21 protein-coding genes and 1 pseudogene are annotated in these 24,559 nt (G+C 74.3%); 9 read left to right on the top strand and 13 right to left on the bottom strand.

Translation table 11 applies throughout. The features are described from left to right. Window positions 1-265: 265 nt before the first annotated feature. From ACGFT1_RS17345 to ACGFT1_RS17330, 4 genes are all read left to right on the top strand, one after another. A complete protein-coding gene (locus ACGFT1_RS17345; RefSeq protein WP_356947597.1) occupies window positions 266-412 on the top strand; it encodes a hypothetical protein in 147 nt (48 codons plus the stop codon). Then, complete coding sequence (locus tag ACGFT1_RS17340) at window positions 409-1,020, top strand: PRC-barrel domain-containing protein (protein ID WP_373909823.1); 612 nt, start codon at window positions 409-411, stop codon at window positions 1,018-1,020. The genes ACGFT1_RS17345 and ACGFT1_RS17340 overlap by 4 nt, the downstream gene beginning before the upstream one ends. Then, a complete protein-coding gene (locus ACGFT1_RS17335; RefSeq protein ID WP_373909822.1) occupies window positions 1,017-1,448 on the top strand; it encodes a hypothetical protein in 432 nt (143 codons plus the stop codon). Before ACGFT1_RS17340 ends, ACGFT1_RS17335 begins: the two co-directional genes overlap by 4 nt. Before the next feature lie 319 nt (window positions 1,449-1,767). Further along, complete coding sequence (locus tag ACGFT1_RS17330; protein WP_373909821.1) at window positions 1,768-2,280, top strand: MarR family winged helix-turn-helix transcriptional regulator; 513 nt, start codon at window positions 1,768-1,770, stop codon at window positions 2,278-2,280. A 476-nt stretch (window positions 2,281-2,756) separates the two neighbouring features. Here the strand turns inward: ACGFT1_RS17330 and ACGFT1_RS17325 are convergent, their stop codons facing one another. Then, complete coding sequence (locus tag ACGFT1_RS17325) at window positions 2,757-3,926, bottom strand: PP2C family protein-serine/threonine phosphatase (protein WP_373909820.1); 1,170 nt, start codon at window positions 3,924-3,926, stop codon at window positions 2,757-2,759. A gap of 148 nt (window positions 3,927-4,074) precedes the next feature. Between ACGFT1_RS17325 and ACGFT1_RS17320 the strand changes: the two genes are divergently transcribed. Further along, window positions 4,075-4,560 (top strand): MarR family transcriptional regulator, encoded by a 486-nt coding sequence (locus tag ACGFT1_RS17320; protein ID WP_373909819.1) that lies wholly within the window; start codon window positions 4,075-4,077, stop codon window positions 4,558-4,560. Between the two features lie 335 nt (window positions 4,561-4,895). Here ACGFT1_RS17320 and ACGFT1_RS17315 read toward each other — a convergent pair whose 3' ends face one another. From ACGFT1_RS17315 to ACGFT1_RS17275, 9 genes and pseudogenes are all read right to left on the bottom strand, one after another. Then, window positions 4,896-5,291: an STAS domain-containing protein gene (locus ACGFT1_RS17315; RefSeq protein ID WP_373909818.1), complete on the bottom strand. Its 396-nt coding sequence runs from the start codon at window positions 5,289-5,291 to the stop codon at window positions 4,896-4,898. After that, a complete protein-coding gene (locus tag ACGFT1_RS17310; RefSeq protein WP_373909817.1) occupies window positions 5,288-6,376 on the bottom strand; it encodes a B12-binding domain-containing protein in 1,089 nt (362 codons plus the stop codon). The genes ACGFT1_RS17315 and ACGFT1_RS17310 overlap by 4 nt, the downstream gene beginning before the upstream one ends. Then, window positions 6,373-8,043 (bottom strand): SpoIIE family protein phosphatase, encoded by a 1,671-nt coding sequence (locus tag ACGFT1_RS17305; protein ID WP_373909816.1) that lies wholly within the window; start codon window positions 8,041-8,043, stop codon window positions 6,373-6,375. The genes ACGFT1_RS17310 and ACGFT1_RS17305 overlap by 4 nt, the downstream gene beginning before the upstream one ends. A gap of 307 nt (window positions 8,044-8,350) precedes the next feature. After that, window positions 8,351-8,779 carry an ATP-binding protein gene (locus tag ACGFT1_RS17300; protein WP_373909815.1) on the bottom strand — a complete coding sequence of 143 codons (429 nt, stop codon included), beginning with the start codon at window positions 8,777-8,779 and terminating at the stop codon, window positions 8,351-8,353. A gap of 117 nt (window positions 8,780-8,896) precedes the next feature. Continuing rightward, window positions 8,897-9,754, bottom strand: a complete 858-nt coding sequence (locus tag ACGFT1_RS17295; RefSeq protein WP_373909814.1) for an RNA polymerase sigma factor SigF — start codon at window positions 9,752-9,754, stop codon at window positions 8,897-8,899. 130 nt (window positions 9,755-9,884) lie between these two features. Then, window positions 9,885-10,244, bottom strand: coding sequence for an STAS domain-containing protein (locus ACGFT1_RS17290; RefSeq protein ID WP_373909813.1), 360 nt, complete (start codon window positions 10,242-10,244; stop codon window positions 9,885-9,887). A 12-nt stretch (window positions 10,245-10,256) separates the two neighbouring features. Next, the gene (locus tag ACGFT1_RS17285) at window positions 10,257-11,873 is read right to left on the bottom strand and encodes an FAD-dependent oxidoreductase (protein ID WP_373909812.1); all 1,617 of its coding nucleotides are present in this window, start codon (window positions 11,871-11,873) and stop codon (window positions 10,257-10,259) included. A 215-nt stretch (window positions 11,874-12,088) separates the two neighbouring features. Next, a pseudogene (locus ACGFT1_RS17280) lies at window positions 12,089-12,805 on the bottom strand (class I SAM-dependent methyltransferase); the annotation flags it as partial. Window positions 12,806-12,862: 57 nt separating this feature from the next. Then, the gene (locus ACGFT1_RS17275) at window positions 12,863-14,050 is read right to left on the bottom strand and encodes a lycopene cyclase family protein (RefSeq protein ID WP_373909811.1); all 1,188 of its coding nucleotides are present in this window, start codon (window positions 14,048-14,050) and stop codon (window positions 12,863-12,865) included. 243 nt (window positions 14,051-14,293) lie between these two features. Between ACGFT1_RS17275 and ACGFT1_RS17270 the strand changes: the two genes are divergently transcribed. From ACGFT1_RS17270 to ACGFT1_RS17255, 4 genes are read left to right on the top strand one after another with little or no spacing between them, the layout of a single operon-like run. Further along, complete coding sequence (locus ACGFT1_RS17270) at window positions 14,294-15,802, top strand: polyprenyl synthetase family protein (RefSeq protein ID WP_373909810.1); 1,509 nt, start codon at window positions 14,294-14,296, stop codon at window positions 15,800-15,802. Next, entirely contained in the window at window positions 15,799-17,340 is a 1,542-nt protein-coding gene (locus tag ACGFT1_RS17265) for a phytoene desaturase (protein ID WP_373909809.1), read from the top strand. Before ACGFT1_RS17270 ends, ACGFT1_RS17265 begins: the two co-directional genes overlap by 4 nt. Further along, window positions 17,337-18,359 carry a phytoene/squalene synthase family protein gene (locus ACGFT1_RS17260; protein ID WP_373909808.1) on the top strand — a complete coding sequence of 341 codons (1,023 nt, stop codon included), beginning with the start codon at window positions 17,337-17,339 and terminating at the stop codon, window positions 18,357-18,359. The genes ACGFT1_RS17265 and ACGFT1_RS17260 overlap by 4 nt, the downstream gene beginning before the upstream one ends. Next, complete coding sequence (locus tag ACGFT1_RS17255; RefSeq protein ID WP_373909807.1) at window positions 18,356-19,366, top strand: DUF5914 domain-containing protein; 1,011 nt, start codon at window positions 18,356-18,358, stop codon at window positions 19,364-19,366. Before ACGFT1_RS17260 ends, ACGFT1_RS17255 begins: the two co-directional genes overlap by 4 nt. Before the next feature lie 29 nt (window positions 19,367-19,395). Here the strand turns inward: ACGFT1_RS17255 and ACGFT1_RS17250 are convergent, their stop codons facing one another. The 3 genes from ACGFT1_RS17250 to ACGFT1_RS17240 all read right to left on the bottom strand — a co-directional run bounded on the left by ACGFT1_RS17250 (window position 19,396) and on the right by ACGFT1_RS17240 (window position 24,527). Then, window positions 19,396-21,471, bottom strand: coding sequence for a SpoIIE family protein phosphatase (locus tag ACGFT1_RS17250; protein ID WP_373909806.1), 2,076 nt, complete (start codon window positions 21,469-21,471; stop codon window positions 19,396-19,398). 567 nt (window positions 21,472-22,038) lie between these two features. Then, window positions 22,039-22,806, bottom strand: coding sequence for a hypothetical protein (locus tag ACGFT1_RS17245; RefSeq protein ID WP_373909805.1), 768 nt, complete (start codon window positions 22,804-22,806; stop codon window positions 22,039-22,041). Window positions 22,807-22,820: 14 nt separating this feature from the next. After that, a complete protein-coding gene (locus ACGFT1_RS17240; RefSeq protein WP_373909804.1) occupies window positions 22,821-24,527 on the bottom strand; it encodes a carbamoyltransferase N-terminal domain-containing protein in 1,707 nt (568 codons plus the stop codon). Between the last annotated feature and the right edge of the window lie 32 nt (window positions 24,528-24,559).

The following is a 24,559-nucleotide window of genomic DNA, read 5'->3' as shown; positions in this document are numbered from 1 at the left end:
TGCCTCCGGATAGCGGACTGCCGACGGCCGTCACCGGGTGCCCGAGGACGGGCGGCCCAACCGTGTGACCGGCCGGCGGCCGCGTGCCCTCGTGCGGGAGGCCGTATGCCCGCGGAAGAGCCCAGGTTCCGCAAGGGCCTGATTCCCCGGGAAACCGGGGGCCGTGTCCCCCGCATGGGCAGGCGTGTGCCCTGCCCCTGCGGGCAAGCGGGAGCACAGGGGAACCCCGGTACGACGAGGGACATGGTCCCTGAGGAGGTCGGCGATGGTGTGGTGGGCCTGGGTGGTCCTGGTGATCGTGGCGATGGGACTGATCGCCGCGGCGACGCTGGCGGTGCAGGCCAGACGCCGTTCCGGAACGGTGATCGCGGTGCGCGGCGGCCGTCGTTCCGGTCGAGGAGGTCCGCGGTGATCACGCTGATGCTCGCTCGCGAGCTGACCGGGCGGGAAGTGGTGACCCTCGGCGGCGAGGCGGTCGCGCGGATCAAGGACACCGTCTTCGACGCCGGGGCGGGCCGGATCACCGGCTTCACCCTCAGCGGCCGGGGGCTGCTGGCCGGGCCGCTGAAGCGGAGTCTGCCGTTTTCGGCGGTGCACGCCGTGGGGCCCGCTGCGGTGATGATCCCGAGTGAGGCCGTGCTCGCGGACCGGGAGGCGGTCGTGGGGTCCCACGCCGCCGGAAGCGGCCAGGTGATCGGGGCGCCGGTGCTCACCGACCAGGGCACCGCGATCGGCACCGTGCGCGACGTGGTGGTCGAAGCCGGTGCCGGTGGGCGCGTCGTCGGTTTCGAGATCGCCGCCAACGACCGTTTCGACAGCCACCGGCGTCATGTGTTCATCCCCCGTGGGGAGACTCTGGCCGTGTCGGGCGAGGCGATGGTCGTCCCGGCGCGGGCGAGCCATTTCGCCGCGGCGGACCTGCCCAGCTTCGGCGGCCAGGTGGAGGCCTTCCAGGCGGGCGCCGACCTGCCGCACGCGGACACCCCCGCACGCGCCGAAGCCGAAGGAGACCCGGCATGACCCTCTTCACACAGGCCCAGGGGCTTTCGGTGATCACCGCCGAGGAGGCGGTGACCCTGGGTACGGTGAGCGGCCTGACCATCGACGTCCGGACGCGGAGCGTCGCCTGCCTGCGCCTGTCCGGGGCGCCGAAGGGCTCCTCGGTCATCGCGTGGAGGGCGGTGGAGGCCGTCGGTCGCGATGCCGTGATCGTACGCTCACACGTCGCCGCGGAGTCCGGGCCGGACGACGCGCCCGAGCACCGCGAGGCCGTCGGGAGCCGGGTCCTGACCGAGTACGGCACCGAACACGGCACCGTCAAGGACGTCGGCTTCGATCCGGTGACCGGAGAGGTCCTCACGCTGTACACGGCGCTCGGTGACATCCCGGGAGAGCGTCTGATCGGCCTCGGCTCCTATGCCGTGGTCGTCCACGCGGACCGGGTCTGACCCGAGCGGGTCACGGCGCGGGCGCCGCCCTCGTACGCGGATCACCCGGACGGCTCCGTGTGCGGGGGCCCTCGCCGGGCAGTCGGCACGTGACCCGGAGCCGGCCGTCCGTGCCGCGCTCCGGCGGCGGTGTGCCGCGGCCGGCCTCCCGAGCGGGCCGCGGCCCCGCCCCCTTCGCACACAGGTGCCCGCCGGGAGGAGTCACCCGCGTCCCGGACCCTAAGTGGACCGGCACCGGTTGCCCTGCGAAGGGGCGGGTACAGCGTGTGCGTGAGGTAGGTGTCCGTCCGGTCCAGGGGTTCCTGAGAGTGATGTGTTCGTGACTGGTCCCGGTGATGCCGCAGACGGTCGGGCACGCGCGGAGGGGGACGCCCCCGAAGCCGCCGCGTCGCAGATCGCCGATGCCGTGGAGCGTCTGTCCCAGGTGTGGTCGGATGCCGTGCAGCGGGCGAGTCTGCGGTTGTCGGCGCACCAGTTGCGGGGGCTGCGGATACTGGAGGCCACGCCGGGGCTGAATCTGACGGGGCTCGCGGAGCGCATGGACATCGGCCTGCCCACGGCCAGCCGGCTGTGCGACCGTCTGGAGGCGGCCGGCCTGCTGGAGCGGGTGCTGCATCCGCACAGCCGGCGCGAGGTGCAGCTGAACCTCACCGGCCACGGCAGGCGCCTGCTCACCGAGGTGTCCGCGGAGCGCGCACGGGCGCTCGCCGCCCCCCTGGCCACCATGCGGCCGGCCGACCGTGCGGCGCTGATCCAGGGCATGCGGGCGTTCCTGAGGGCGCAGCGGCACGGGCCCGCGCCGGACGACGATCCCCGCACCCGCGAACCCTGACGGACGGCGGCCCCCCGGTGACGGCCGGTCGGTGCCGCGTGCCGGCGCAGGACGACCACGGTGGCATTCCGCGCACCGGTCCGGCGGGCGGGCGTCGGCTCGCGGAGAACCCCGGCCGACGGGAGCAGGCGGACGGATGCGGTGCCCACGCGGCCCGCCCGGGTGATGACACTGCCCCGCACGACGCGCGGGTCAGGACGCTGCCGTCCACGACGCACAGCTGACGCCGTGCGCCGCGCGCGGCGGGACGCGGCGCACAGGTGAGCATCAGCGGGCGGTGCACGGTGGGATCGGGGGCACAGGTGACGCCGTCGGCCGCCCGCGGCTCGGGACGGGCATGCGGCGCCGGCGGTCGGCGTGCCGCACCGGCGAACCGGATGCCGCGCACCCGCCGTACCGCCGGTGGCGGGCGCCCGGCCGGGTGCCGGCCCGGGCCGCCCGGGGCCTCGGGGCCCCCGGCGGTCAGGACGCCGCGCTCACCGGTCGGCCGGCCTTCCGCGCCAGTCCAGGCAGACCACCAGCGCGTCGTCGTCCGGCATGGCCTCGCCTCGGTGGCCGGTCAGCTCGCGCAGGATGGCACGCGGCACCTCGGCCGCGGGCAGCAGCCGGGTGGACTGGATCGCCCGCGCGAGAGCGGCCTCCCCGTAGGCCTCCCCCTTGGGCGAGGCGACCGCGTGCACGCCGTCGCTGACGAACAGCAGCCGGTCCCCGGTTTCCACCTGGAACTCCTGCGCCACGTAGTCGGTCTCCTCGAACATGCCCAGGGGCAGCTGGGCCTCGAAGGCGACGCGTTCCACGACGCCCCGCCGCAGGCGCAGCAACTGCGGGGAACCGGCGTCGACCACCTGTACCCGCCCGTTCGTCAGGTCGAAGTCGAAGAGCAGGACCGACAGGTAGCAGCGTCCGCGGTAGTGGGCGTAGACGGCCTGGTCGGCGAGGGCTGCCTGGTCGGCGATGGGGATGCCGGCCCGGCGGGCGTTGCGCAGGGCGTTGATGGCGAGGTTGGTCAGCAGGGACGCCTCTATGCCCTCGCCCATGCCGTTGGTGACGTACAGCATCAGGTGGTCGGCGGTGGCGGACCAGTCGAAGTTGTCACCGAAGATGGCGTAGGCGGGCTCCAGTTGCGCGGCGAGGTCGTACTCGGCACGCGAGCAGGAGCGGCCGGGCAGGAGCTGCCACTGCATCTCGGCGGCCAGGGTCAGCCGGTCCTTGCGCCGCGCCTGGAGATACAGGTCGGTGTCCCGCTCGGCGACGAGCACCTCGCGCCCCAGCACCTCGGCGATCTCGCACAGTTCGGCCTGGTGGCGGCGGGCGTCGGCGTCGGGCAGGGTCACGGACAGCACGCCCATCCGGTCGCCGCGCACGCTGACCGGCAGGTGCAGGCACGCCCGCCCGTCCCTGAGGTTCTCGCTGTAGCACTGCTGCGAGCCGAACGCGCGTCCGGCGGGGCTGTTGTGCACGGACACCGGTTCCAGGGTGTGCGGCAGCACGGACACCGGCTGGAGCACGGTCAGGCTGTAGTCGGCCATGAACAGCTCGACGGCCTCGGCCGCGTACTGTTCGACCAGTACGCGGCGGGCGGCGTCGAGCAACTCATGGGGAGCCGCTGTCCGCAGAGCGCGTACAGCGGCGACGAATCTCTTCACGATGGACAGTGAACCAATCTTTCGCCGGACAAAGTGTGAGCCTCCTGCGGAGGCGGGATTCTCGCGTACCGTGGGCCGGTCGCGCCGGACATCCGTCGCCGGCACCCGCACCTAGTACGCTGGCGGGCACCCCAGTGCCTGCGAGAGTGTGACTGTGACTTCCTTCCACCGCCGACCGGAGCCCGACGAGATCGCACGTGTGACCTCAACGGCCGCGGAGCTGCTGGAAGTCCTGTGGGGCCGGGCGTCGACCGCGCCGGCCTCCGCGTCCCAGCTGCGCCTGCTGCATATCCTCGAGCACCAGGACGGCATCAATATGCGCACGCTCGCCGAGGCACTGGCTTCGACGCCGCCGTCGACCAGCCGGCTGTTCGACAGGTTGCAGGCGGCCGGCTTCGTGGAGCGTGAGAACAGCCCGGCCGACCGGCGCGAGGTGCGGCTGCGCCTGAGCGGCCGGGGCCGCGCCTTCCTCGCCGATCTGCGCTCCCGCCGGGAGGCGGAACTCAGGGCGGTCCTCAGCCTCATGCCGGTCTCGAAGCGCACCGCGCTCGCGGAGGGGCTGGAAGCGTTCTGTGCCGTGGCCGCCGCGCAGATACACGACGACGCGCAGGGGCCCGGAAGCCGGACCGCCTGAACCGGCCGGCAGGCCGGCACCGCTTGTCCTGGACGGTGGCGCGCACACGGAGCGGCCTCCGTTGACCGGAGCATCCCAGATCCTTCCCGTGTACACCGACACGGCTACTTTCTTGCCTCCTGGCTATAGTTGTCAAACGGCAACTGTGCGTGCCGACAGCTCCCGGCGGACGTGCGGAAGTCGTCCTGTCATCCGTGTACCCCGTGCTCCGGGCGATCCGCGGTCCCTGTGGCGCACTTCTCGGCCGGGTGGCGCGGGCGCGCCCGCGAGCAGGCCGGGGAACCGGGTCCCGCCAGCGCGAAGGCCGCGGCCGGACCCGGGAGAAAGCGGTTCGCTCAGGTGGCGCCGGCCCGGGTGGCGTCGCCGTCCGCCCCGGCTCCCCGGGCGTCCGCGGGCGTCACGGGCCGGGTGAGGTGGTCGAGGATGTCGGTGAGCCGGAGCCGGTGGTCCAGGAAGTCGGGGCGGTTGTCCAGACAGAGGTCGGCACCCAGGGAACTGGTGTACCGGTGGACCATGAGCAGGGCGGACAGGCCCGAGGAGTCGATCCACGTCAGACCGCGGAAGTCCAGCCGGACCACCCTGGGCCGCGGATGGCGCTGGAGGTGTCCGACGACGGCGTCCACCAGGTCGTCGCTGGTGGCGTACTCCAGCTCGCCCGTGACGTGCACCGTCCACACGGCCGGCTCGGCGGTGGCCTCCAGGCTGAATGCGGGGGCGGCGTGCTCGGTCATGGGCGGACGCCGGGTCCGGGAGCGGGGCCGGTGGAGCGGGGGCGTATCGCGAGGCTCCCCTCGCGCAGCACCCCCAGGGTGCGGGGGAAGTCGCGCAGCTGCCCGGCCAGGACGTCCAGCCCCGCGAGCAGGGAGTGCACCGGCACCCCGCGTGCCCGCAGGATGGCGGCGGTCCACGTCAGGAACGCGGTGAACACCTCGGGGTCGTCCACGTAGAGGGCGGTGGCCAGGAAGTCGACGATGTGGGCGACGTCCTCGGCCGTCCGCTCCCGCTGCGCGTCGGTGTAGGCGCGCACCGCCGGGAAGCGGTCCTCCAGGTCGGTGAGGGTCTGCTTCACCAGCCCGCCGCGGGAGTGGACGACCATCGTGTACTCCTGGTCGGCCAGGTGGGGCAGGTCGTCGACCGCCTGCCGGACCGCCGTCGGCGCGGGGCGGGGCAGCCCGCCCGCCAGTGCGTCCGCGGCGCCGCGGGCGTCCGCCGCCCAGCGGTCGGCGCCCAGCGCCCTGGCGTATCTGCCGCCCGGGCCGAAGGCGCGGCCCCCGGCGAGGACCGGGACGCCGACGGCCTGGCAGGCGGTGATGGCCGTGTGGGCGGTGGGCAGGTGGGTGGGCAGCGAGCCGGACAGCAGCACCGCCTGCGGATCGCTGCGGTGCAGATGGGCGATGAGGTGCGGGGTGGGCGTCTGGGCCCCGAGGTAGTCCACCTGCCAGCCGCGCAGGCGCAGTACCTCCGTCACCAGCCGGGCCGGGAAGGCGTGCCAGTCGCCGTCCACGCAGCCGACGGTCACCCGGCCCCGGAACGTCCGGCCGGTCCGCTCGGCCCGCGGCGGGTGGGCCAGGGCGGCGACCACCCGTTCGTTGATGGCGGTGGCGGCGTGCTCCTGCGCGACGGTGAGGCGGTCGGCGGCCCATTCGGTGCCGACCTTCTCCTGCACGGGGGCGATCACGTCCAGCAGCAGCGCCTCTTCGTCGAGGCCGTCGGCCAGTGCGTCGCGGACGGCGTCCACGGCGTCGTACTCGTCACCGGCCGCGACGGCTTCCCACAGCCGGTCGCGGCACTCGTCCGCCCGGGCGGGGTGGATCACCTGCTCCTCCTGGGACGCGGATGCCGGACCTTGCCGTCGACGAGCGACAGGGGGCCGGTCCTGGGGGCGCTCATGGCGAGGACGGCCATGTCGTCGTGGTGGCCGGTGCCGAGCCACTGGGTGGCGAGCATCTGGACGCGTTCCACGACGGCTTCCGCCGGCATGCCCACGCACTCCGCCAGTGCCCGCCTGAGCCGGTGCTCCCCGAAGAACTCGTCGCCCAGTGGTCCGCCGCGGGCCTCGGTGATGCCGTCGGTGTAGAGCAGGCAGGTCTCCCCCGGCGCGAGCGTCGTCTCGACGGTGCGGGCCGTCACCGTGGGCAGCGCGCCGACCAGGGTGCCGCGGGTGGGCATCTCCTCGACCTCGCCGTTGTTGCGGACGACCAGCGGCGGAAGGTGTCCCGCGCTGGTCAGCCGCAGGTGCGTCCGGCCGCCCCGGCGGGACACCGAGGCCAGCACGAGCGTGGCGAACCGGGTGTGGTGCGAGGTCAGTAAGGCGCCGTTGAGGAGGCTCAGGACTTGGTGGTGGTCCGCCGCGAGGGGCAGCAGCGCGTGCAGGGTGTTGCGGATCTTGCCGGTCAGTACGGCCGCGTCCAGGCCTTTGCCCGCGACGTCGCCGAGGACGACGAGGCTCTCCCGCGAGGGGTCGGCTCCGGGGTGGAAGTCGTAGAAGTCCCCGCCGACCCGTTCGTGGTCCTTGGCCGGGCGGTAGGCGGCGGCGTACTCCACCCCGTGCACCCGGTGCAGGGCGGGTGGGAGCAGTTCCCGCATCAGCGTGGCCGTGATGGCGGCCTGTTCGGTGTACAGCCGGGCCGCGGACAGGGCGGCGCCCGCACGGGCGGCGAACAGCCGGGCGAAGACCTCCTCCCCGTCGGAGAAGGACTTCTCGGTGCCGGAACGCAGCAGGATCAGTGCTCCGGCGGGTACCCCGTGGCCGGGCAGGGGGGCGATGATGACGGAGCCGGCCGCCCCCGGGAAGCCCTCGGGCAGCAGCCAGTCGGGGATGTCGTCGGGGTTGATCCAGCGCGCCGGAACGGGCGGGAACCCCTGGAGCGCCTCGCTGAGACCGGGGACGCCGTGCGGATCGATGTTCCGGGTCACCTGGGTGACGGACCCCCCGCGCCGCGCGTACGTCACGTGGTGGCGCCGCCCCTGCGGCGGGGCGACGAGCACGGCGGCCTCGGCCAGGTACTCGGCGGCCGTGTCGGCGACCACCTCCATGCAGCGCGGCACGTTCAGGGTGGACAGGAGCCTGCTGGAGACCTCGGCAAGGGCGGTGGACCGCTCCTGGGCGCTGTGCAGGGCCCGTTCGGCCAGGCGGCGGCCGGTGTCGTCGATCAGCCACCACACCACGTCCCCGTCGTGGGACGGCGAGGGATGCGCCTCGAAGAAGCGTTCGCCGATGGCGCCGCTCGACGGGCCGCGGGGACGATCGGGCTGTTCGCCGGCGAGATCCCGGTGTGCGTCGGACAGCCAGGCCGGCACGATGTCGTGGAACCGGTCACCGCCGCAGGCGTCCGGCAGCAGCGACCGGGCGGCCCGGTTGAGCTGTACGAGGCCGCCGTGCCGGTCGACGACCAGGACGGGGCAGGGGGCGTCGACCCACGTCGCACCGACAGTGTCGGCGGCGCCGCGCGGGGCGGCGGAAGAGCCGCGAAATGCGCACACAAGCAGGGGCGCGCAGCGTGCGCGCCCCACCACCTTCCTGCCTTCGGAAATAGATGCCTTACGGCAACAGTTCCGCATCCTGGTGTCAGGCGCAAGCCGCTCTGCGCGGTCGGTGGCGGCGCTCCGGTGCCAGATCCCTGCTGGGAGGGGCCGTACGGTGGGGAGAAAAATGTGGGCGACTTCCTGTCCGGGGCCCCGTGCGAAGCGGATTCCTCACGCGGAGCGGAGACCGAGCGCCTCCATGTGTGCGCCGGGACCGCGCGCCGGAGCCGGCCCGCGGTCCTCGCCGTGGACGCCCGGCGATGTGCTACCTGGCCGCGGCGGGCCCGGCGTCCGCCAGGGCGATGCGCACGGTGATCCTCTTGCCCACGGGCTCGCGCTGCGCCTCGAAGGCCTCGGCGACGGCCAGGACGATCTCCAGGCCGTGCTGGCCGACCCGGCCGGGCTCGGCGGCGCGGGCCACCGGCAGCACGTGGTCGGAGTCCCACACGGACACCTCGACCAGGGCACCGGTGACGCGCAGGTCCATCAGGATCGGTCCCGGCGCGTACTTGCAGGCGTTGGTGACCAGTTCGCTGACGACCAGCTGCGTCAGGTCGAGCGCCCGGGCCGAGACCGGGACCCCGTATTCCTGCTGCGCGTGCGTCAGGAACACGGCGGCCCGGCGCCGCGCCTCGGCGATGCAGCCGAGACCTCCGTCGAGCGCCGCGCTGGCCTGTATCGGCTCGGGGGCCATGTCCCGTACACGGTCGGCGCGGAGACCGCACGCCGTGGAAGCCGCCTTCACTACCTTCACTTGGCCGCCTATACCCGCCTTGTGGGGCTCCATGCCCCTGCCTACGCCGAAGGGGACTCAGCGGGTGGTCAGCATGCCTTCCCGAAGGCGCTTGAGGGTGCGGGACAGCAGCCGCGAGACGTGCATCTGGGAGACACCCAGACGCTCACCGATCTGCGCCTGCGTCAGCTCCTCCACGAACCGCAGATGCAGGATCACCCGGTCCCGCTCCTCCAACTCCGCGATCATCGGAGCCAACGCGTGGAAGTCCTCCACCAACCCCAGCGCCGCGTCCTCCGTACCGATGAAGTCCTGAAGCGCGCTCTCCCCGTCCTCACTGCCACCGATCGCCGCGTCCAGCGAAGCCGAGTTGTAGCCGTTGGCCGCCAACCGCGCCTCCACGACCTCCTCCTCCGACAGGCACATCAACTCCGACAGCTCACGCACCGTCGGCGTCCGACCCAACCGGCTGCGCAACTCCTCCGTCGCCCGCGCCAACGCCACCCGCGCCTCCTGAAGACGCCGCGGCACATGCACCGCCCACGACGTGTCCCGGAAGAACCGCTTGATCTCCCCCACGATGTACGGCACCGCGAACGACGTGAACTCCACCTCACGCGTCAACTCGAACCGGTCGATCGCCTTGATCAAGCCGATCATCCCGACCTGGACAATGTCCTCCATCTCCTCCGGCCCACGACTGCGGAACCGCGCGGCGGCGAACCGCACCAAGGACATGTTCATCTCGATCAACGTGTTCCGCGCGTACTGGAACTCCGCCGTACCCTCCTCCAGCACCGCCAGCTGATCGAAGAACACCTTCGACAACTCCCGCGCATCCCGAGGAGCCACAGCCGTGGGATCCGCGACCTCCGGCAGCCCGACCGCATGGGTCGTCGCACGCCTGTCCGTCTTCGCCACGCTCACTGCCGTCAAGGTGTTCCCCTCCCGGGTACGCACGCCGCCCGTACCGGACGACTTGTTGATAGGGCCCGGCTACCCGGTCGTAGGCCGCTCATGCCTGTTCGCCGGTCTTGGTGTTCCGGGACGCGGATCCTAGGGGCCGTCAGCCGTCCGTGGTGCGCAGTGCCGCCTCACGGGAGTCGGTGAGGGTGAAGTACTCGCGGGTGCCGCTGATGGTGAGCAGGCGGTCGACACTTGCCTGGAGCGGGCCGAGGAGGACGAACGAGCGGCCGTCCGCCTGGTGGCGCTGGCGCGCGTCGAGGAGGGAGCGGAGCAGCTGGCTGTCACCGAAGGTCAGACCGGTGAGATCCACCACAGTGGCTGGCAGCGCGCAGTCGTCGGCCTCGTCCCAGGCGGCGCCGAGCAGGTCGCACTCGTCGTAGTCCATCTCTCCGCGCACCGTGACCTCGAAGACACGACGGTGCCGGGTGACCTGTACGACCGTCCCTGACTCCCACTGCATCCCGCCATCCTGTCACTCTCCGGCCGGGTGGGGCGAGCCCGCTCCCGGCCGGCGGTCGCGTCTGTGACGTGCGCCGTTCCCCGTCCACCCGGCCAGGCCCCGCAGTACGGCGCTCCGCCCGCGGTCCGGCACCGTCCACAGGGTCTGGCCCCGCACGCCCCACCGCTCCAGCAACGCGTTCGCGGCCAGGAAGCCGGTGGTCGCGGCCCGTTCCATCAGTGCCACCGGCAGGCCGGTGCGGACCAGGTCGCCGGCCACCACGAGTCGCGGATCCGGGGTGCGGACGGTCGGCCGGTCGCGGTAGCCGCCCACCGGGAACAGGGGGCAGTCCTCGCGCCATTCGTGGCGGACGTCGACGATCGCGGCCGTACGCGTCTCGGGGTAGACCCGGTGCATCTGTTCGACCAGGCGCTTCTCCTCGACGTCCCGGGGCGCCGTGGGCGGGACCGCGTAGGCGTGCAGTTCGACCACGGATCCTCCGGTGCGCGCGGCCCAGCGGGCGGCCTCGTCCTCCCACCGCTCCAGGACGCTGATGTTGTCCAGGGCCGGGAAGCCGCTCGTACCGAGGAATCCGGGCCGGTCGGGCGCCACGGGCCGGTCCAGCCACAGCCGGGTGACCAGGAACGGCGGGGCGTTGCGCAGCCGGGCGACCCGCTCGCGCCACGGCGCGTCGCCCAGCCGGTCCGATCGGGCCACGAGGGAGCGCAGGCCCGCGCCGTCCAGGGCCAGGACGGCGCTGTCGTGGTGCCGCTCGTCCCGGTCGGTGGTCACCAGGAAGCCGCCGTCCCGTGCCGGCGCGAGGTGTTCGACGGCCGCGCCGGTGCGCACCTCGGCGCCGTGCCCCTCCAGGTAGCCGGCCAGCGGGTGCCACAGGGCGGTGGGGAAGGGTGCGCGGGGCACGTCGAACAGCAGGCCCTCGGCGGAACCGAGGAAGTAGATGTGGAACATCAGTGCCATCTCGGCCGCCGAGAGGTGCCGGGGATCGGCGAAGAAGCTCCGCGAGAACACCTCGAACGCCAGGTGCCGGGCCTTCTCGGGGAAGCGGACGGCGTGCAGGAAGTCGTGGGCGCTGGTGCGGTCGAGCCGGTCGTAGACGCCGGGGACGCGGACGTCGAGCAGCGGCAGCGCCGCGACCGGATCCATGTCCCCCAGGTCCCGCAGGCCGAAGGAGGGGCTGAGCGCGACGAAGCCGAGCGCGCTCCACGGCGGGGTGCGCGGGACATGGCGGAAGCTGTCCCGCAACCCGCCGGCGTGCAGCAGCGGGTAGTCCGGCAGGCCGGTCAGCCGCCGCAGGCCGGGGTCGGTACGGCGGAGCAGCCCGCGCAGGTTGTAGTACTGGCGGAAGAAGGCGTGGAAGCCGCGGCTCATGGTCACCGGCGTGCCGTCCCGGAGGGTGGTCGGCCAGCCGCCGACCCGTCCGCCGAGGTAGGGCCGGCTCTCGTACAGCGTCACGCCGACGCCGCGCTCGGCGAGTGCCGTGGCGGCGGCGAGACCGGCGATGCCGCCGCCGATGACGGCCGTGGTGGGTCGGGCGCCGTCCACGCGTCGCCTCCCGGGATGTGCCGGAAGCAGCCGGGCCCGCCGGTCCCGGCCGCGACGGGCGCCGTTCGGGTGCCTGGCTCCGGTCATCGCGCGGTCCCCGGGCGGGGGGCGGTCCGCGGGCCGCCGGAGGCCTCTGGGCCGCCGGAGGCCTCTGGGCCGCGGGCCGCCTCTGGGCCGCGGGCCGCCTCCGGGCCGCGGGCCGCCTCCGGGCCGCGGGCCGCCTCCGGGCCGCGGGCCGCCTCCGGGCCGCGGGCCGCCTCCGGGCCGCGGGCCGCCTCCGGGCCGCGGGCCGCCTCCGGGCCGCGGGCCGCCTCCGGGCCGCGGGCGACGAAGGTGTGGGTGATGCCCGTCTGCCAGCCCGGCAGGGGAAGGGCGCGGACCTGCTCGAAGCCGGCCGCGCGGACGCGGCCGGCGAAACGGTCGGCGGTGTCGAACTCCACGACGCTGCGCCACAGATGGCGGTACAGCTCGCCGTCGCCGAGTGCGGACGCCGTGGGCTGGACCAGACCCCGGCACACCAGCGTCCACACGGCGCGGTGGGCGCGCCGGCCGCTCAGGGTGTACTCGTGCACGCCCAGCCGCCCGCCGGGCGCGAGCAGGTCGCGGGCGGTGGTGAGGACGGCGTCGGGATCGGACACGTTGCGGAAGAGGTAGGCGGCGAAGACCGCGTCGAACGGCCCGCTCACCCCCGCCTCGGCCAGGCCTTCCGCCGGTGCCCGCACGAAGGTCACCTCGTTCGCCCAGGGCTTGGCGGCGGCCCGGTCCAGCATACCGGCGGAGGCGTCGACGGCGGTGATGTGCGCGGCCGGCAGGACGGAGCGGAGCGCGGCCGTCGAGGCGCCGGTGCCGCAGCCGAGGTCCAGCAGGCGCAGCCCCGCACCGTGTCCGGGCAGGCCCAGACGGCGTACCGAGCGCCTCAGGTGGGCGTGGTAGCCGGGGTTGGCGGCCACCAGCGCGTCGTAGCTGCGGGCGGCGTGGTCGAACGCGGCGGCGAGGTCCGCGTCACGCAGCAGGGTCATGCGGTCTCCAGGTGCGGCGGGGTCGGTAGGAAGGCGAGGGTGCGCGGGGCGGGCGGGTCAGTCGAAGGGGCGGCGGGGCAGGCCCGGCAGTTCCAGCGCCGAGCGCAGCATCGGGCCGACCGGGGTGCGCAGGCCGATGGCCAGGTCCTCGCGCAGACGGGTGCGTCCGTCGAGGAACCGCAGGAGTGTGGGCGTGGGCACGTGGCGGAACAGCCCGCAGAACAGGGCGGGGCCGTCGACCCGGCCGCTCGCCAGGGCGCGCAGCAGTACGGCGTCCATGGCGCGCGAGCGGGCGGAGTGGGCCGGGGGCGGCACCGGCCGGCGTCCTTGGCGCAGGGCGGCGGCGACGGCCGCGGTCTGGCGTTGCAGCCCGGAGAAGGTGTAACCGGTGGCCGGGCGGGTGGCGCCGCCGGCGGCGCCGACGCGGAAGACGGACGCGCCGACCTGACGGGGCATCGGGGCGTCCGTCATCGGGATGACCCCGGTCTCGGTGGCGAGGACCCGGAGGTCGCCGAGCCCCAGGACATCGTGCGTGTAGTGCCCTACCGCCGCCTCGTACCCGCCGGCGGTCAGGGGCCGCGGTGAGAACTCGGTGTACTCCACGAGGGCGTCGTGCGGTCCGGTGGGCAGCACGTAACCGAACGACAGGCCGTCGGCGGGCTGGCGGGTGCGGAAGTCCATCAGGTCGGCGGTGGCCGGGTCGAAGACCGGCTCGGCGGTGCGGACGAACCAGCCGTGGAAGTGCTGGAGGAGTGTGGTGCGGGCGGCGGGCAGGCTGCCGAGCGGCCGGGAGTCGAACACCCAGCGCGCGTCGAGGACCCCTGGTGTGCCGTCGGGGTTCCGCAGCCGGACGCGGGCGCCGCCCGGCACGTCCTCCACCGTCTCGACGGTGGCCTCCAGGCGCCGTACGTGGGGGCTGCGCGCCAGGTCCCCGGCGACCAGGTCCTCGAAGTCGTCGGAGCGGATCATCTTGTACCGCAGCGGCCCTAGGTCCCCTTCGAACGGGGGCCCCGCCGGGGGCCGTACCCGCAGGTGCCGCCAGGAGGCCGTCACCGCGGCGTCGAAGCGGCCACGGCCCGCCTCCCAGAAACACCAGGTCCGGCGGGGTGCGCGCAGCGGGCCGGGCGGCGCGTCGACGAGGACCACGGACGGCGTGCGCAGTCCCGGCGCGGGCCCGGCCAGACGGTGGGCCAGGGACAGCCCGGCGGCTCCGGCCCCGATGACGGCCACCTCCGTCTCCGGCACTACGGCTCCTTCCGTGCTGTGCGTCCCGGTGCGTGTCGCGCACCCGGCCCCTGTTCCGGCCCATGTGCCCGAACGGATGCGGGTCACTCGTATGCGGCACGCGTCGGCCACGGTGCGTGAGGGATGTGGAAGGCATCGTCACAAGCGGTCCGCCGCGCCTCGGCCCGTACCGCATCCGCGTCCGGCCCACACGCCGAAGACGTGGTGACGAACTGCTCTGTGATCAGGACGAGAGGAACCGCGATGCGCTCCACACAGGCGAAGGAACACCATGCGGTCGCACCGCCGCCCCTCCCGCGCCCGGTGCCGCTGTCGGGTTCCCCCGTCCGGGTGCGTCCGGACGGCGCAACCGGCGAGGCCCAGGGTGCGATCCCGCCGGGCACGGGGGACGCGGGCGTGGCCGACGCGGACGTGCCGGCCGCCGTGGCCCGGGTGCTGGACCACTTCCTGGCCGGCCGTGTGGCCCGCGCCCGCGCCATGGACGTCCTGTTCGCCGAGGAACTGGCCGGCAGGGTCGTGCGGTTCACCCGGACCGGGGGCAAGCGGGCCCGCTCCCAGCTGCTGTGGTGGTCACTGCGTGCCTGCGGCGGCTCCGGGGAGGCGCTGACGGTGTCGGCCCTGCGGATCGGCGCCGCGCTCGAACTCCTGCAGACCTGCGCCCTGGTGCACGACGACGTGATGGACGGCTCGGTCCGGCGCCGCGGCCGGCCGGCGCTGCACGCCGAGCTGAGCGCCCAGTACGCCGGTTCGGCCTCGCCCCGGCGCGTGGGCCGCTTCGGGGAGGCCGCCGGGCTGCTGGCCGGTGATCTGGCGCTCGCCTGGTCGGACGACCTGGTCGCCGAGACACCGCTCGACCCGGTGCGGGCGTCCGCCGTGCGCCGTCTGTGGAGTGACATGCGCACGGAGATGGTGGCCGGCCAGTATCTGGAGGTGCAGGGACAGATCACGGGTGCGTACTCCCTGTCCCGGGCCCTGCGGGCGGCCTGTCTCAAGAGCGCCCGGTACTCCGTCGAGCGGCCGCTGGCGCTGGGCGCCGTGCTCGCGGACGCGGACGACGCCACGACGCGCGCGCTGCGCTCGGCCGGCCGCTGTGCCGGCATGGCCTTCCAGCTGCGGGACGACCTGGACGACGTCTTCGGTGACCCCCTGCGGACCGGGAAACCCTGCGGCGGTGACGTCCGCGAGGGCAAACCGACGTACCTGGTCGCTCTGGCCCGGGTCCGCGCCGAGACCAGCGGCGACCACTCGGCGCTGACCGTCCTGCGCCGCGCGCTGGGCAACGCGGGCCTGACCGAGCCGGACCTGGACCGGGTGCGGGAGGTGCTCACCGGCACGGGCGCCCGAGCGGCGGTGGAGGACAGGATCGGCCGCCTGATCGCCCAGGGCCTGCACCACCTCGACGACGCCCGCCTCGCGCACGTGCCCGGCGCCCGGCTCCGCCGCCTCCTCGCCGCCGCGGGCGACGGACCGGCCTCCACGGGGGACGGGCCGGGATGCGCGGACCACGAGCGACCGGTGCCGTGCGCGGACGCCGGGCCGGGCCCCGGGGAGGGCGGGGCGGCGGCCGGGGACGGCGGGCGGGCGTCGTCGGACGGCGGGACCCCGCGGCCGTCCGCGGGCGACGTGCCGGCATCAGGCCACGGGGCGGAGTCCGTGCCGTCCGGTGGCAGCGGTTCGTGTTCCAGGGGCGACGTGGGCGTGTCCGGGCCGGCGTTCCTGGCCGGTTCGGGTGCGCAGGAGTGCGGACGATGACGCGTACGCTGCCCGGGCGCAGCGATCACGTCGTGGTCGTGGGAGCCGGTCTGGCCGGGCTGTCGGCCGCGCTGCACCTGCTGGGCGCCGGACGCCGCGTCACCGTCGTCGAGCGGGACCCGCTGCCCGGTGGCCGGGCCGGACGCCTGGACCTGGGCGGTTACCGGTTCGACACCGGCCCGACCGTGCTGACCATGCCCGACCTCGCCGACGAGGCCTTCGCGGCCGTCGGTGACAGCCTGTACCGGCGGGTCGACCTGATTCCCCTGCACCCGGCCTACCGGGCCCGCTTCGCGGACGGCGCCACGCTCGACGTGCACACCGGCGCCGACGCGATGGCGGCGGAGGTGGAACGGTTCGCCGGGCCCCGGGAGGCGGCGGGCTACCGGCGGCTGCGCGACTGGCTGGAGAAGCTGTACCGGGTGCAGATGCGCCGCTTCATCGACGCCAACTTCGACTCCCCGCTGGACCTGCTGACCCCCGACCTCGCCCGGCTGGCCGCGCTCGGCGGCTTCGGCCGGCTCGATGCCCGGATCGGGCGTTTCCTCGCCGACGAACGGCTGCGCCGGGTGTTCTCCTTCCAGTCCCTGTACGCGGGGGTGCCGCCCGCCCGCGCTCTGGCCGCGTACGCCGTCATCGCCTACATGGACACCGTCGCCGGCGTGTACTTCCCCCGGGGCGGCATGCACGCGCTGCCGCGGGCCATGGCGGACGCCGCCGCCGACGCGGGCGCCGACCTGCGCCACGGGCAGGAGGTGATCCGGCTGGAACGCTCGGGGGCGCGCGTCACCGCCGTCGTCACCGACCGGGAACGCATCCCCTGCGACAGTGTGGTCCTCACCCCAGATCTCCCGGTCACCTACCGGCTCCTGGGCCGCCGTCCCCGCCGGCCGCTGCGCCTGCGCCACTCACCGTCCGCCGTGGTGCTGCACCTGGGAACGGACCGCACCTGGCCACAACTGGCCCACCACACCATCTCCTTCGGCGCTGCCTGGCGCACCACGTTCGACGAACTCACCCGCACCGGGCGGCCGATGAGCGATCCGTCCCTGCTCATCACGCGGCCCACCGCCACCGATCCCAGGCTCGCTCCCCCGGGCCGGCACCTGCACTACATCCTCGCGCCGTGCCCGAACACCGATATCGGACCGGATGCCGTCGCGTGGGGCGAACTCGGCCCCCGCTACCGGCGGACACTGCTGCGCGAGCTGGAGCGGCGCGGCCTGGACGGCATCGAGGCCGCCGTCGAGGAGGAGTGCCTCGTCACCCCTGCCACCTGGCGGGCCGCGGGCCACGCCGCCGGGACGCCCTTCTCGGCGGCCCACACCTTCGCCCAGACGGGCCCGTTCCGGCCGCGCAACCTGGTGCGGGGCACCGAGAACGCCGTGCTGGCCGGCTGCGGCACGACGCCGGGCGTCGGCGTGCCGACCGTGCTGGTGTCGGGGAAGCTCGCCGCCGCGCGGATCACCGGCCTGCCGCACCCCGCGGCCACCCGGCCGCAGAGCACGCCGAAGTCCGTGGAGGAAAGCACCGTATGACGGACCGTGAACTGGACGCGGCGGGGATCGGCGATCCGGCGCTGCGCGCCGCGTACGACCACTGCCGTGCGCTCAACGCACGGCACGGCAAGACGTACTTCCTCGCCACCCGGCTGCTGCCGGTCGAGCGCCGGCCCGCCGTGCACGCCCTGTACGGCTTCGCCCGCTGGGCGGACGACATCGTCGACTCCCTCGACCCGGGCGTGGACACCTGGCGGCGCGGCGAGGTACTGGGGGAACTGCGGCGGAGCCTGGACGAGGGGCTGCGCGACGGGCACAGCCGCGAACCGGTGGTCCGGGCGCTCGCCGACACCGCACGCCGTTACGGCATCGACCACGCCCATTTCCGGGACTTCATGTCGGCCATGAGCGCGGACCTGGTGGTGACCGACTACGCCACCTATGCCGACCTGCGCGGTTACATGCACGGCTCGGCCGCGGTGATCGGTCTGCAGATGCTGCCGGTGCTGGGGACGGTCGTCCCGCGCGAGGAGGCCGCGCCGTACGCCGCCGCCCTGGGCGTCGCCTTCCAGCTCAGCAACTTCCTGCGCGACGTGGGAGAGGACCTGGACCGGGGGCGCGTCTATCTGCCCGCCGATCTGCTGGCCGGTCACGGAGTCGGCCGGGAACTGCTGCGGTGGAGCCGGGACACCGGGCGGCACGACCGCCGCATCACGGGCGCGCTGCGCGAGTTCGAGGCGCTGACCCGCGGTGTCTACCGGGAGGCGGCGCCGGGCCTGGCGATGCTGGACCCGGTGTCCCGCCCGTGCATCCGTACCGCGTTCGTCCTGTACGGCGGCATCCTGGACGCCGTCGCCCGGGACGGGTACGCGGTGCTGCACCGCCGCGCGGCGGTGGGGCACCGGCGCCGGGCCGCGGTCGCCGCCGACGGGCTCGTCCGGGTGGTCGCCGCCCGGCTGGCCGCGCGGCGCCGGCCGGGGCGCCCCGCCGCGCCGGGCCCACTGCCCGCCGCCGTGCGCGCCGCCTCGTGCCCGCCGGTCGCGGAGGAGGTCGCGTGAACCCCGTTCCCCCCGGCCGGCGCGGCCGGCTGCCGTTGTCGCTGCGGCGGCGCCCGGTGCCGTGGGAGCGTCAGCGGCCCACCTGGCGGGAGGCGCGGCCCGCGGTGATCGCACAGGCGCTGAAGCGGGCCCGGGCCCGTCCGTCCGGCAACTGGTACGTGGTCGGTGCCTCCGGCGACCTGCGTGGCGACCGCCCGCTCGCGCGGACCGTGGCGGGCCGGGAGGTGGTCGTCTGGCGCGGCGCCGACGGCAGTCCGGTGGGCGGCCCCGGCATCTGCCCCCATCTCGGCGCACCGTTGCGGGACAGTCCCGTGCGCTGCGGCACCCTGGTCTGCCACTGGCACGGGCTCGCCCTGGACGGTGGCCCGTCCGGGGGCTGGGCTCCCCTGCCGGTGCACGACGACGGCGTCCTGGTGTGGGTGCGGCTGGACGAGGCGGGCGGCGAGGCGCCGCTGGACGCGCCGGTCGTCGCGCCGAGGCCCGAGCGGGCGCGGGCGCTGACGGCCGTCTACACCGGGACGGGCGTGTGCGAGACCGAGGACGTCGTGGCCAACCGCCTGGACCCGTGGCACGGCGCGTGGTTCCACCCGTACTCGTTCGTCGACCTGTCGGTGGTCGGATCACCCGACGGCCCGGGCACCGAGGACGCGTTCACCGTCGACGTCTCCTTCAAGGTGGCCGGACGCCTCGTCGTACCGGTGCGTGCCGTGTTCACGGCCCCCGAACCGCGCACGGTCGTCATGCGCATCACCGAGGGCGAGGGGCAGGGCTCCGTGGTCGAGACGCATGCCACGCCCCTCGGGCGGGACGAGCGGGGCCGGCCGCGTACGGCGGTCGTCGAGGCCGTGATGGCCGCCTCCGACCGGCGGGGTTTCGCCGTCGCCCGCCGGGCGGCGCCGGTGCTGCGTCCGCTGGTCCGGGCGGCGGCGGGGCGGCTGTGGCGGGACGACCTCGCCTACGCCGAACGCCGCTGGCGGCTGCGCTCCACAGGGCGCTTCCCCGGCTGAGGGCCGGCCGGGCGGCGTGTGGCGGTGCGTCACCGGGCCGACAGGGGCTGGGCGCGGGCGATGAGGAGGGCGACGTCGTCGTGGCCGGCGGGGTGGCGGAGCTCCCGCAGGAGCCGGTCGCAGGTGTCCTCCGTGGAGCGGTCGCGCGGCGCCAGGAGACGCAGGAGGTCCGCCAGCCGTTCGTCGATGGGGTCGTCGCGGGTCTCGACCAGTCCGTCGGTGTAGAGGACCAGCTGATCGCCGGGCTCCAGAGCGAGCGTGGTGGTCTCGAAGGGGACGCCGCCGACTCCCAGCGGGATGCCGGTGGGCAGGTCGAGCAGTTCCGGCGGCCTGCCGGCGCGCATCAGCACCGGGGGCAGGTGGCCGGCGGAAGCCACGTGCAGCAGGGCCCGGTGCGGGTCGTGGACCGCGTAGACGCAGGTGGCGATGTACGGGTCCAGACCATGAGTGATCTTGTCGAGGTGGGTGAGGATCCGGGCGGGGTCCAGGTCGAGGTCGGCGAGGGTGGAGGTGGCGGTGCGCAGGCGGCCCATGGCGGTGGCCGCCGGGATGCCGCTGCCCATGACGTCGCCGACCGCGAGCGCGGTCCGGTCGCCGTCGAGGGGGATCACGTCGTACCAGTCGCCGCCGACCTCGCTGAAGGCCTGCGCGGGCCGGTACCGGGCGGCGACGTCCAGACCGGGATGGCGGGGCGAGAGCCGGGGCAGCAGGCTGCGCTGGAGGGTCTCGGCGGCGCTGCGGATGTGCTGGTGCAGGACGGCGTTGTCGATGCTCAGCGCGGCGGAGGAGGCCAGCTCGCAGGCGAGGGCCAGATCGTCGTCGTCGAACGGCTGGGGATTGCGGGCGCGGGCCAGGCCCATCACGCCGATGACCTCTCCGCGGGCGATGAGCGGGACGGCCATGTCGGAGTGGACCCCGGCCCGCGCCAGCAGGCGGGCGGCCTCGGGGCCGGAGGCGATCCGGGCGTGATCCTCCAGATGGGTGATCACGTGCGGACGGCGGGTGCGGATGCAGTGAGCCGCCGGGTGGTCCGCGTGGTACGTGGTGAGGCGGCCGGGCGGGACGATGGCGTCGGCGGCGTCGGTGGGGTAGGCCGTCTTCACCGCCAGGGCGCGGAACAGCGCGGGGCCCTCGCCCACGTCGGGACGGCCCGTCTGGAGGACGGAGTCCAGGAGGTCCACCGCGACCATGTCGGCCAGGTCGGGCACCACGACGTCGGCCAGTTCCCGCGCGGTGCGCTCCACCTCCAGGGTGGTGCCGATCCGTGACGAGCCGTTGGCCACGAGACGCAGGCGCTGCTGGGCCTGGTCGGCCTTCCGGGCCGCCTCGTACCGGTCGGTGACGTCGACGACCATGGTGGCGATGCCCAGTACGTGCCCGTGGTGGTCCTCCAGCCGGTACACCGACACCGCCCAGGCGTGATCGCGCTCCGGGTCGGCGGCGGTGCGGCCCACCACCTGCTGGTCCACCACGGGGGCGCCGGAGGCGAGGACCTGCCGCATCACGCCCTCTGCTTCCAGGAAGGGCGCGCCGGACAGGACCTCCAGGAAGTCGCGGCCGATGTGGTCGCCCTCGGGGACGCCGTGCATGGCCGCCAGCGCCGGGTTGACGGCCAGGTACCGCAGGTCGTTGTCCAGCACGGCCAGGCCGATCGGGGACTGGGTGACCAGCCGGGTTGACAGGGCCAGATTGCGCTCCACCTGCCGCAGGGTGGTGCGGTCGGTGGCCAGCCCCAGGGCGTAGTGGTCACCGAGGTTGTCCGTCAGCCGCATGTTGCGGAACTCGACCATCCGGGAGCTGCCGTCCTTGTGCCGGACGGGGAACGCCCCCGCCCAGCCCCGGCCCGTCGCCATCACGTCGGCGAACAGGGTGACCGCCGCGTCCTGGTTCTCGGGGTGGAGGAGCAGCAGTGCCGCGTACTGCCCGACGGCCTCGCTGCGGGTGTAGCCGAACAGCTCCTCCGCCTGCGGGCTCCACATGTCGATCTTGCCGTCGGCCTCCAGCAGCACCGCGGCGACGCCCAGCAGATCCATCAGCCCGCTCGGATCGGCCGCGCCGCCCCCCGGGCGGTCCGCCTGCTCCGAGCGCCGCTGCGCTCCTGTCATCCCACTCGCTCCTTCCGCCTGCCGGCCCCACCGGTGCGCCCGCCTCACCGCGCAGTCGGGTGACAGGGTCTTCCCACAGGCCAGCAGCCGCATCCACGATGCGGTACGGGACCTAGGGCGGCCAGGGGGACGCGCCGGGAAGGGTCCCGCGACCTACTCCGGCCCCCGTGTCCCGGGCGCCAAGCACGAGGTCCATGGAGCGCTCACCTCACTGTTCCGGCCAACACTCCACTTCTACCCCTCCCGGACGCCGGGTGTCCCGCCAAAGAGGTGCCGAGACCGCACGGCATGCCGGGATGGGCCCGCGGCCGGTGGGAGCGGGGCGCGGAAGGGCACGCCGGACCGGGCCGCCTTCCGCCCGGCCGGGCGGAAGCGCACCGCGCCGTACCGCGCGGCGCCGCGCCGGGGTCACCGCCACCCCCTTCGGCGCGGGCGGGTGCGGAACGGGCAGGGTGATGTATCCGGCTCGCGCCGATGGCCGCGGCGCGTCAACGGGGGCACACCGGCGCGCCGGCGGCGGCACACCTCCGCTGCCGCTGCGTACCGGCAGGTCCGACGTCCCGCCGGTCAGGACGGTTGGCGGGGTTCGCGGGTGTCTCCGCCGGGCTCCGGCCACGGCCGGCCGGCCCACCGCGCCTCACGGGCACCCTGCTCCGCGGGTGTGCTCTCCTGGGCCTCGTCCGGCGGTGTGTCCGGTTCGTACAGCGTGCGCAGGAGTGCGTGGGGTGCGGACGGGTCGAGGAGTACCGCCCCGGTCGTGTCGGTTCCCTCCGCGTCCCGGGGCAGCAGGAGTCGCCGGGCCGCCAGGTGGGCCGCGAGCAGGCGGGCCGTCGTCACCACGTCGGCGGGGTGGGGGCCGTGCTCACTGTGTGCGACGGCGGCGACCACGGGGACGCGGCCGTCGTCGAGCAGGGTGCGCAGGACCCCGGGGTCGGCCACGAGGTCTCCGGAGGCCGTGCGGGTGAGCGTGTGGCCGTCCTCGCCCGTGATGCCGACGGCCAGCGGGCCGTGGGCGTTGACGAGGCCGACGAGGCGCCGCTGTACCAGGCCCGCGGCCACCGTGCGCAGCGCGGCGCCCTCGTCCTCGCCCGGGGCCCGACGGACCGGCTCGGGGCCGGCGTCGTGCACGACGACCGGCCGGGCCCCGCTGTACCGCAGGAACGCCAGGTCCTGGGCGAACGCCTCGCCGAGCGCGCCGGGGGCGAGCACGGCCCGCCCCGCGACGACGACCACGGCACCGCCGTGGAGGGATCTGATCAGCGGCAGGGCGCCGACGAGTGCCGCCACCGCGCGGAGCGCCTCGCGCTCCGCGCCCCCGGCCGCCGTGCCGGCCACGGACGGGTACCGGATCAGGCGCCCCTGCGGTGGTGGAGCACCCCGTCGCTCCAGATCCGGTCCACCCTGCCCCAGGCCATGGCGGAGGCGACGTCCGGGAAGAAGCCGTGTCCGTTGAGGTTGGCGCTGGTGTTGCACAGGACGGGGACACCGCTGAGCCGGTGGTAGGCGGTCAGTACCTCCGCCAGGAACGGGTCGTCGTCCCGGGAGACGGTCTGGAGCCGTGCCGTGCCGTCGAGGTGGACGACCGCCGGGATCCTGTCGAGCCATTCGGGGCGCACTTCGTGCTCGAACAGCATGTAAGGGTCGGGGGTGCCGGGGGCGAAGACGGCCGGGGCCTCCTCGACGAGGCAGATCGGGGCGACCGGGCGGTAGGGCTCGCGGTCCTTGACCCGGTTCAGTTCGTCCTTCATCGCCGCCCGGGTGGGCGCGGCCAGGATGCTGCGGCCCCCGAGGGCCCGCGGTCCCAGTTCGGCGCGCCCCTGGAGGACGACCACGGGCATGCCCGATTCATGGAGTTCCTGGGCGAGTTCGGCGGGGGTGCAGGGCGTCGCGGTCCAGCCGTCGGGGGTCTGCGGGCTGGGCTGCAGGGCCGGGCCCAGCCGTACGTGCCAGTCGACGGGCCGCAGGCCCTCGTGGCGGGCCCTGCCGAGCACGGCGGCGCCGATCGCCGATCCCGAGTCGTTGGGGAACGGCGGAACCCAGACGTCGGCGAACTCCGGGAGGGCGCGCAACGCGTTGTTCCACTTGATGTTCAGGGCGCAGCCACCGGCGAAGCACAGGTTGAACGGCCCGGGTCCGCGCGCCGCGTCGACCTTCTGGGTGATGCGTTCCAGGAGCAGTTCCTGGAAGAAGGTGTGGACGCTCGCCAGGACGTCCTCGTCGGCGATTCCCCGGGGTTCCACCCGGTCGCGTACGGCCTGGAAGAACTCGTGGACGGGGGGCACCGACGGTTCGAAGAGGCTGCCGTAGCCGCCGACCGAACGGCGGTACTCCACGGACTCCGGCAGGTCGCTCTCGAAGATCCGGTGGAACTCCTCGCGCAGCGCGGTGAGTACGTCCTCGTGCGGCTGTCCGAGCGCGATGTACGCCATCAGCTTGCCGGCCACCGAGAGGTCGTCCACCGTCGGTGACTGGACCTCGCGGCGGAACGGGCCGAAGTGGTGGCCGGCGATGGCGTAGGCGTGGCCGAGCAGCGGGAAGAGTTCGCCGAGGTTCTCCACGCCGGTGTCGGGGTCGGCCCAGTACAGCCGGGGGAAGAGTCCGCCGTCCCAGACGAGGACGAAGGACGGCTCCCCCCGGCGGGCGAAAGGGCTGGAGCAGTAGGCGCTCGCCAGGTGTCCGGCGGCGTGCGCGTAGCTCGTGTAGGGGTAGGTGCGGCCGTCCATCGGGAACTCACCGGATGCCCCCGGCGCGGCCAGGTCGGGGCAGGCCGCTGATTCCCGGTAGGGACCGACGGCGAGTTCCACCGGGACCGAGGCACTCAGCAGGGAAACCACGCCCGAGACGTCACCGTCCCAGCCGTCCACGACCCATTCGTCGACGTCCTGCGGCTTGTAGCCGAAATCTTCGAGAATTCCGGGGATCTGGCTGAGGTCGGAGACGGTGCTGTACCGCAGACCGTTCCCTATCTTTTCCATCTCGACGCTGAAAACGAGGCGATCGTCGTCGAGCAGGGCCACCGCTCCGTCATGCGTGAGCTTGAGTCCGCAGACAATCAATTTTCCACTCCCTGATCATCCTGAAGCAATGG

It is taken from the genome of Streptomyces sp. Y20, from assembly GCF_043195475.1.
GTDB lineage: Bacteria > Actinomycetota > Actinomycetes > Streptomycetales > Streptomycetaceae > Streptomyces.
This window is presented reverse-complemented; position numbering and strand designations above follow the sequence as displayed.

What these genes read in the sequence shown, in the direction of transcription:
- ACGFT1_RS17345 (WP_356947597.1), top strand. Translation starts at nt 266, where the DNA reads ATGGTGTGGTGGGCCTGGGTGGTCCTGGTGATCGTGGCGATGGGACTG.
- ACGFT1_RS17335 (WP_373909822.1), top strand. Translation starts at nt 1,017, where the DNA reads ATGACCCTCTTCACACAGGCCCAGGGGCTTTCGGTGATCACCGCCGAG.
- ACGFT1_RS17315 (WP_373909818.1), bottom strand. Translation starts at nt 5,291, where the DNA reads ATGACCGAGCACGCCGCCCCCGCATTCAGCCTGGAGGCCACCGCCGAG.
- ACGFT1_RS17300 (WP_373909815.1), bottom strand. Translation starts at nt 8,779, where the DNA reads ATGGCCCCCGAGCCGATACAGGCCAGCGCGGCGCTCGACGGAGGTCTC.
- ACGFT1_RS17290 (WP_373909813.1), bottom strand. Translation starts at nt 10,244, where the DNA reads ATGCAGTGGGAGTCAGGGACGGTCGTACAGGTCACCCGGCACCGTCGT.
- ACGFT1_RS17285 (WP_373909812.1), bottom strand. Translation starts at nt 11,873, where the DNA reads ATGACCGGAGCCAGGCACCCGAACGGCGCCCGTCGCGGCCGGGACCGG.
- ACGFT1_RS17270 (WP_373909810.1), top strand. Translation starts at nt 14,294, where the DNA reads ATGCGCTCCACACAGGCGAAGGAACACCATGCGGTCGCACCGCCGCCC.
- ACGFT1_RS17265 (WP_373909809.1), top strand. Translation starts at nt 15,799, where the DNA reads ATGACGCGTACGCTGCCCGGGCGCAGCGATCACGTCGTGGTCGTGGGA.
- ACGFT1_RS17260 (WP_373909808.1), top strand. Translation starts at nt 17,337, where the DNA reads ATGACGGACCGTGAACTGGACGCGGCGGGGATCGGCGATCCGGCGCTG.
- ACGFT1_RS17250 (WP_373909806.1), bottom strand. Translation starts at nt 21,471, where the DNA reads ATGACAGGAGCGCAGCGGCGCTCGGAGCAGGCGGACCGCCCGGGGGGC.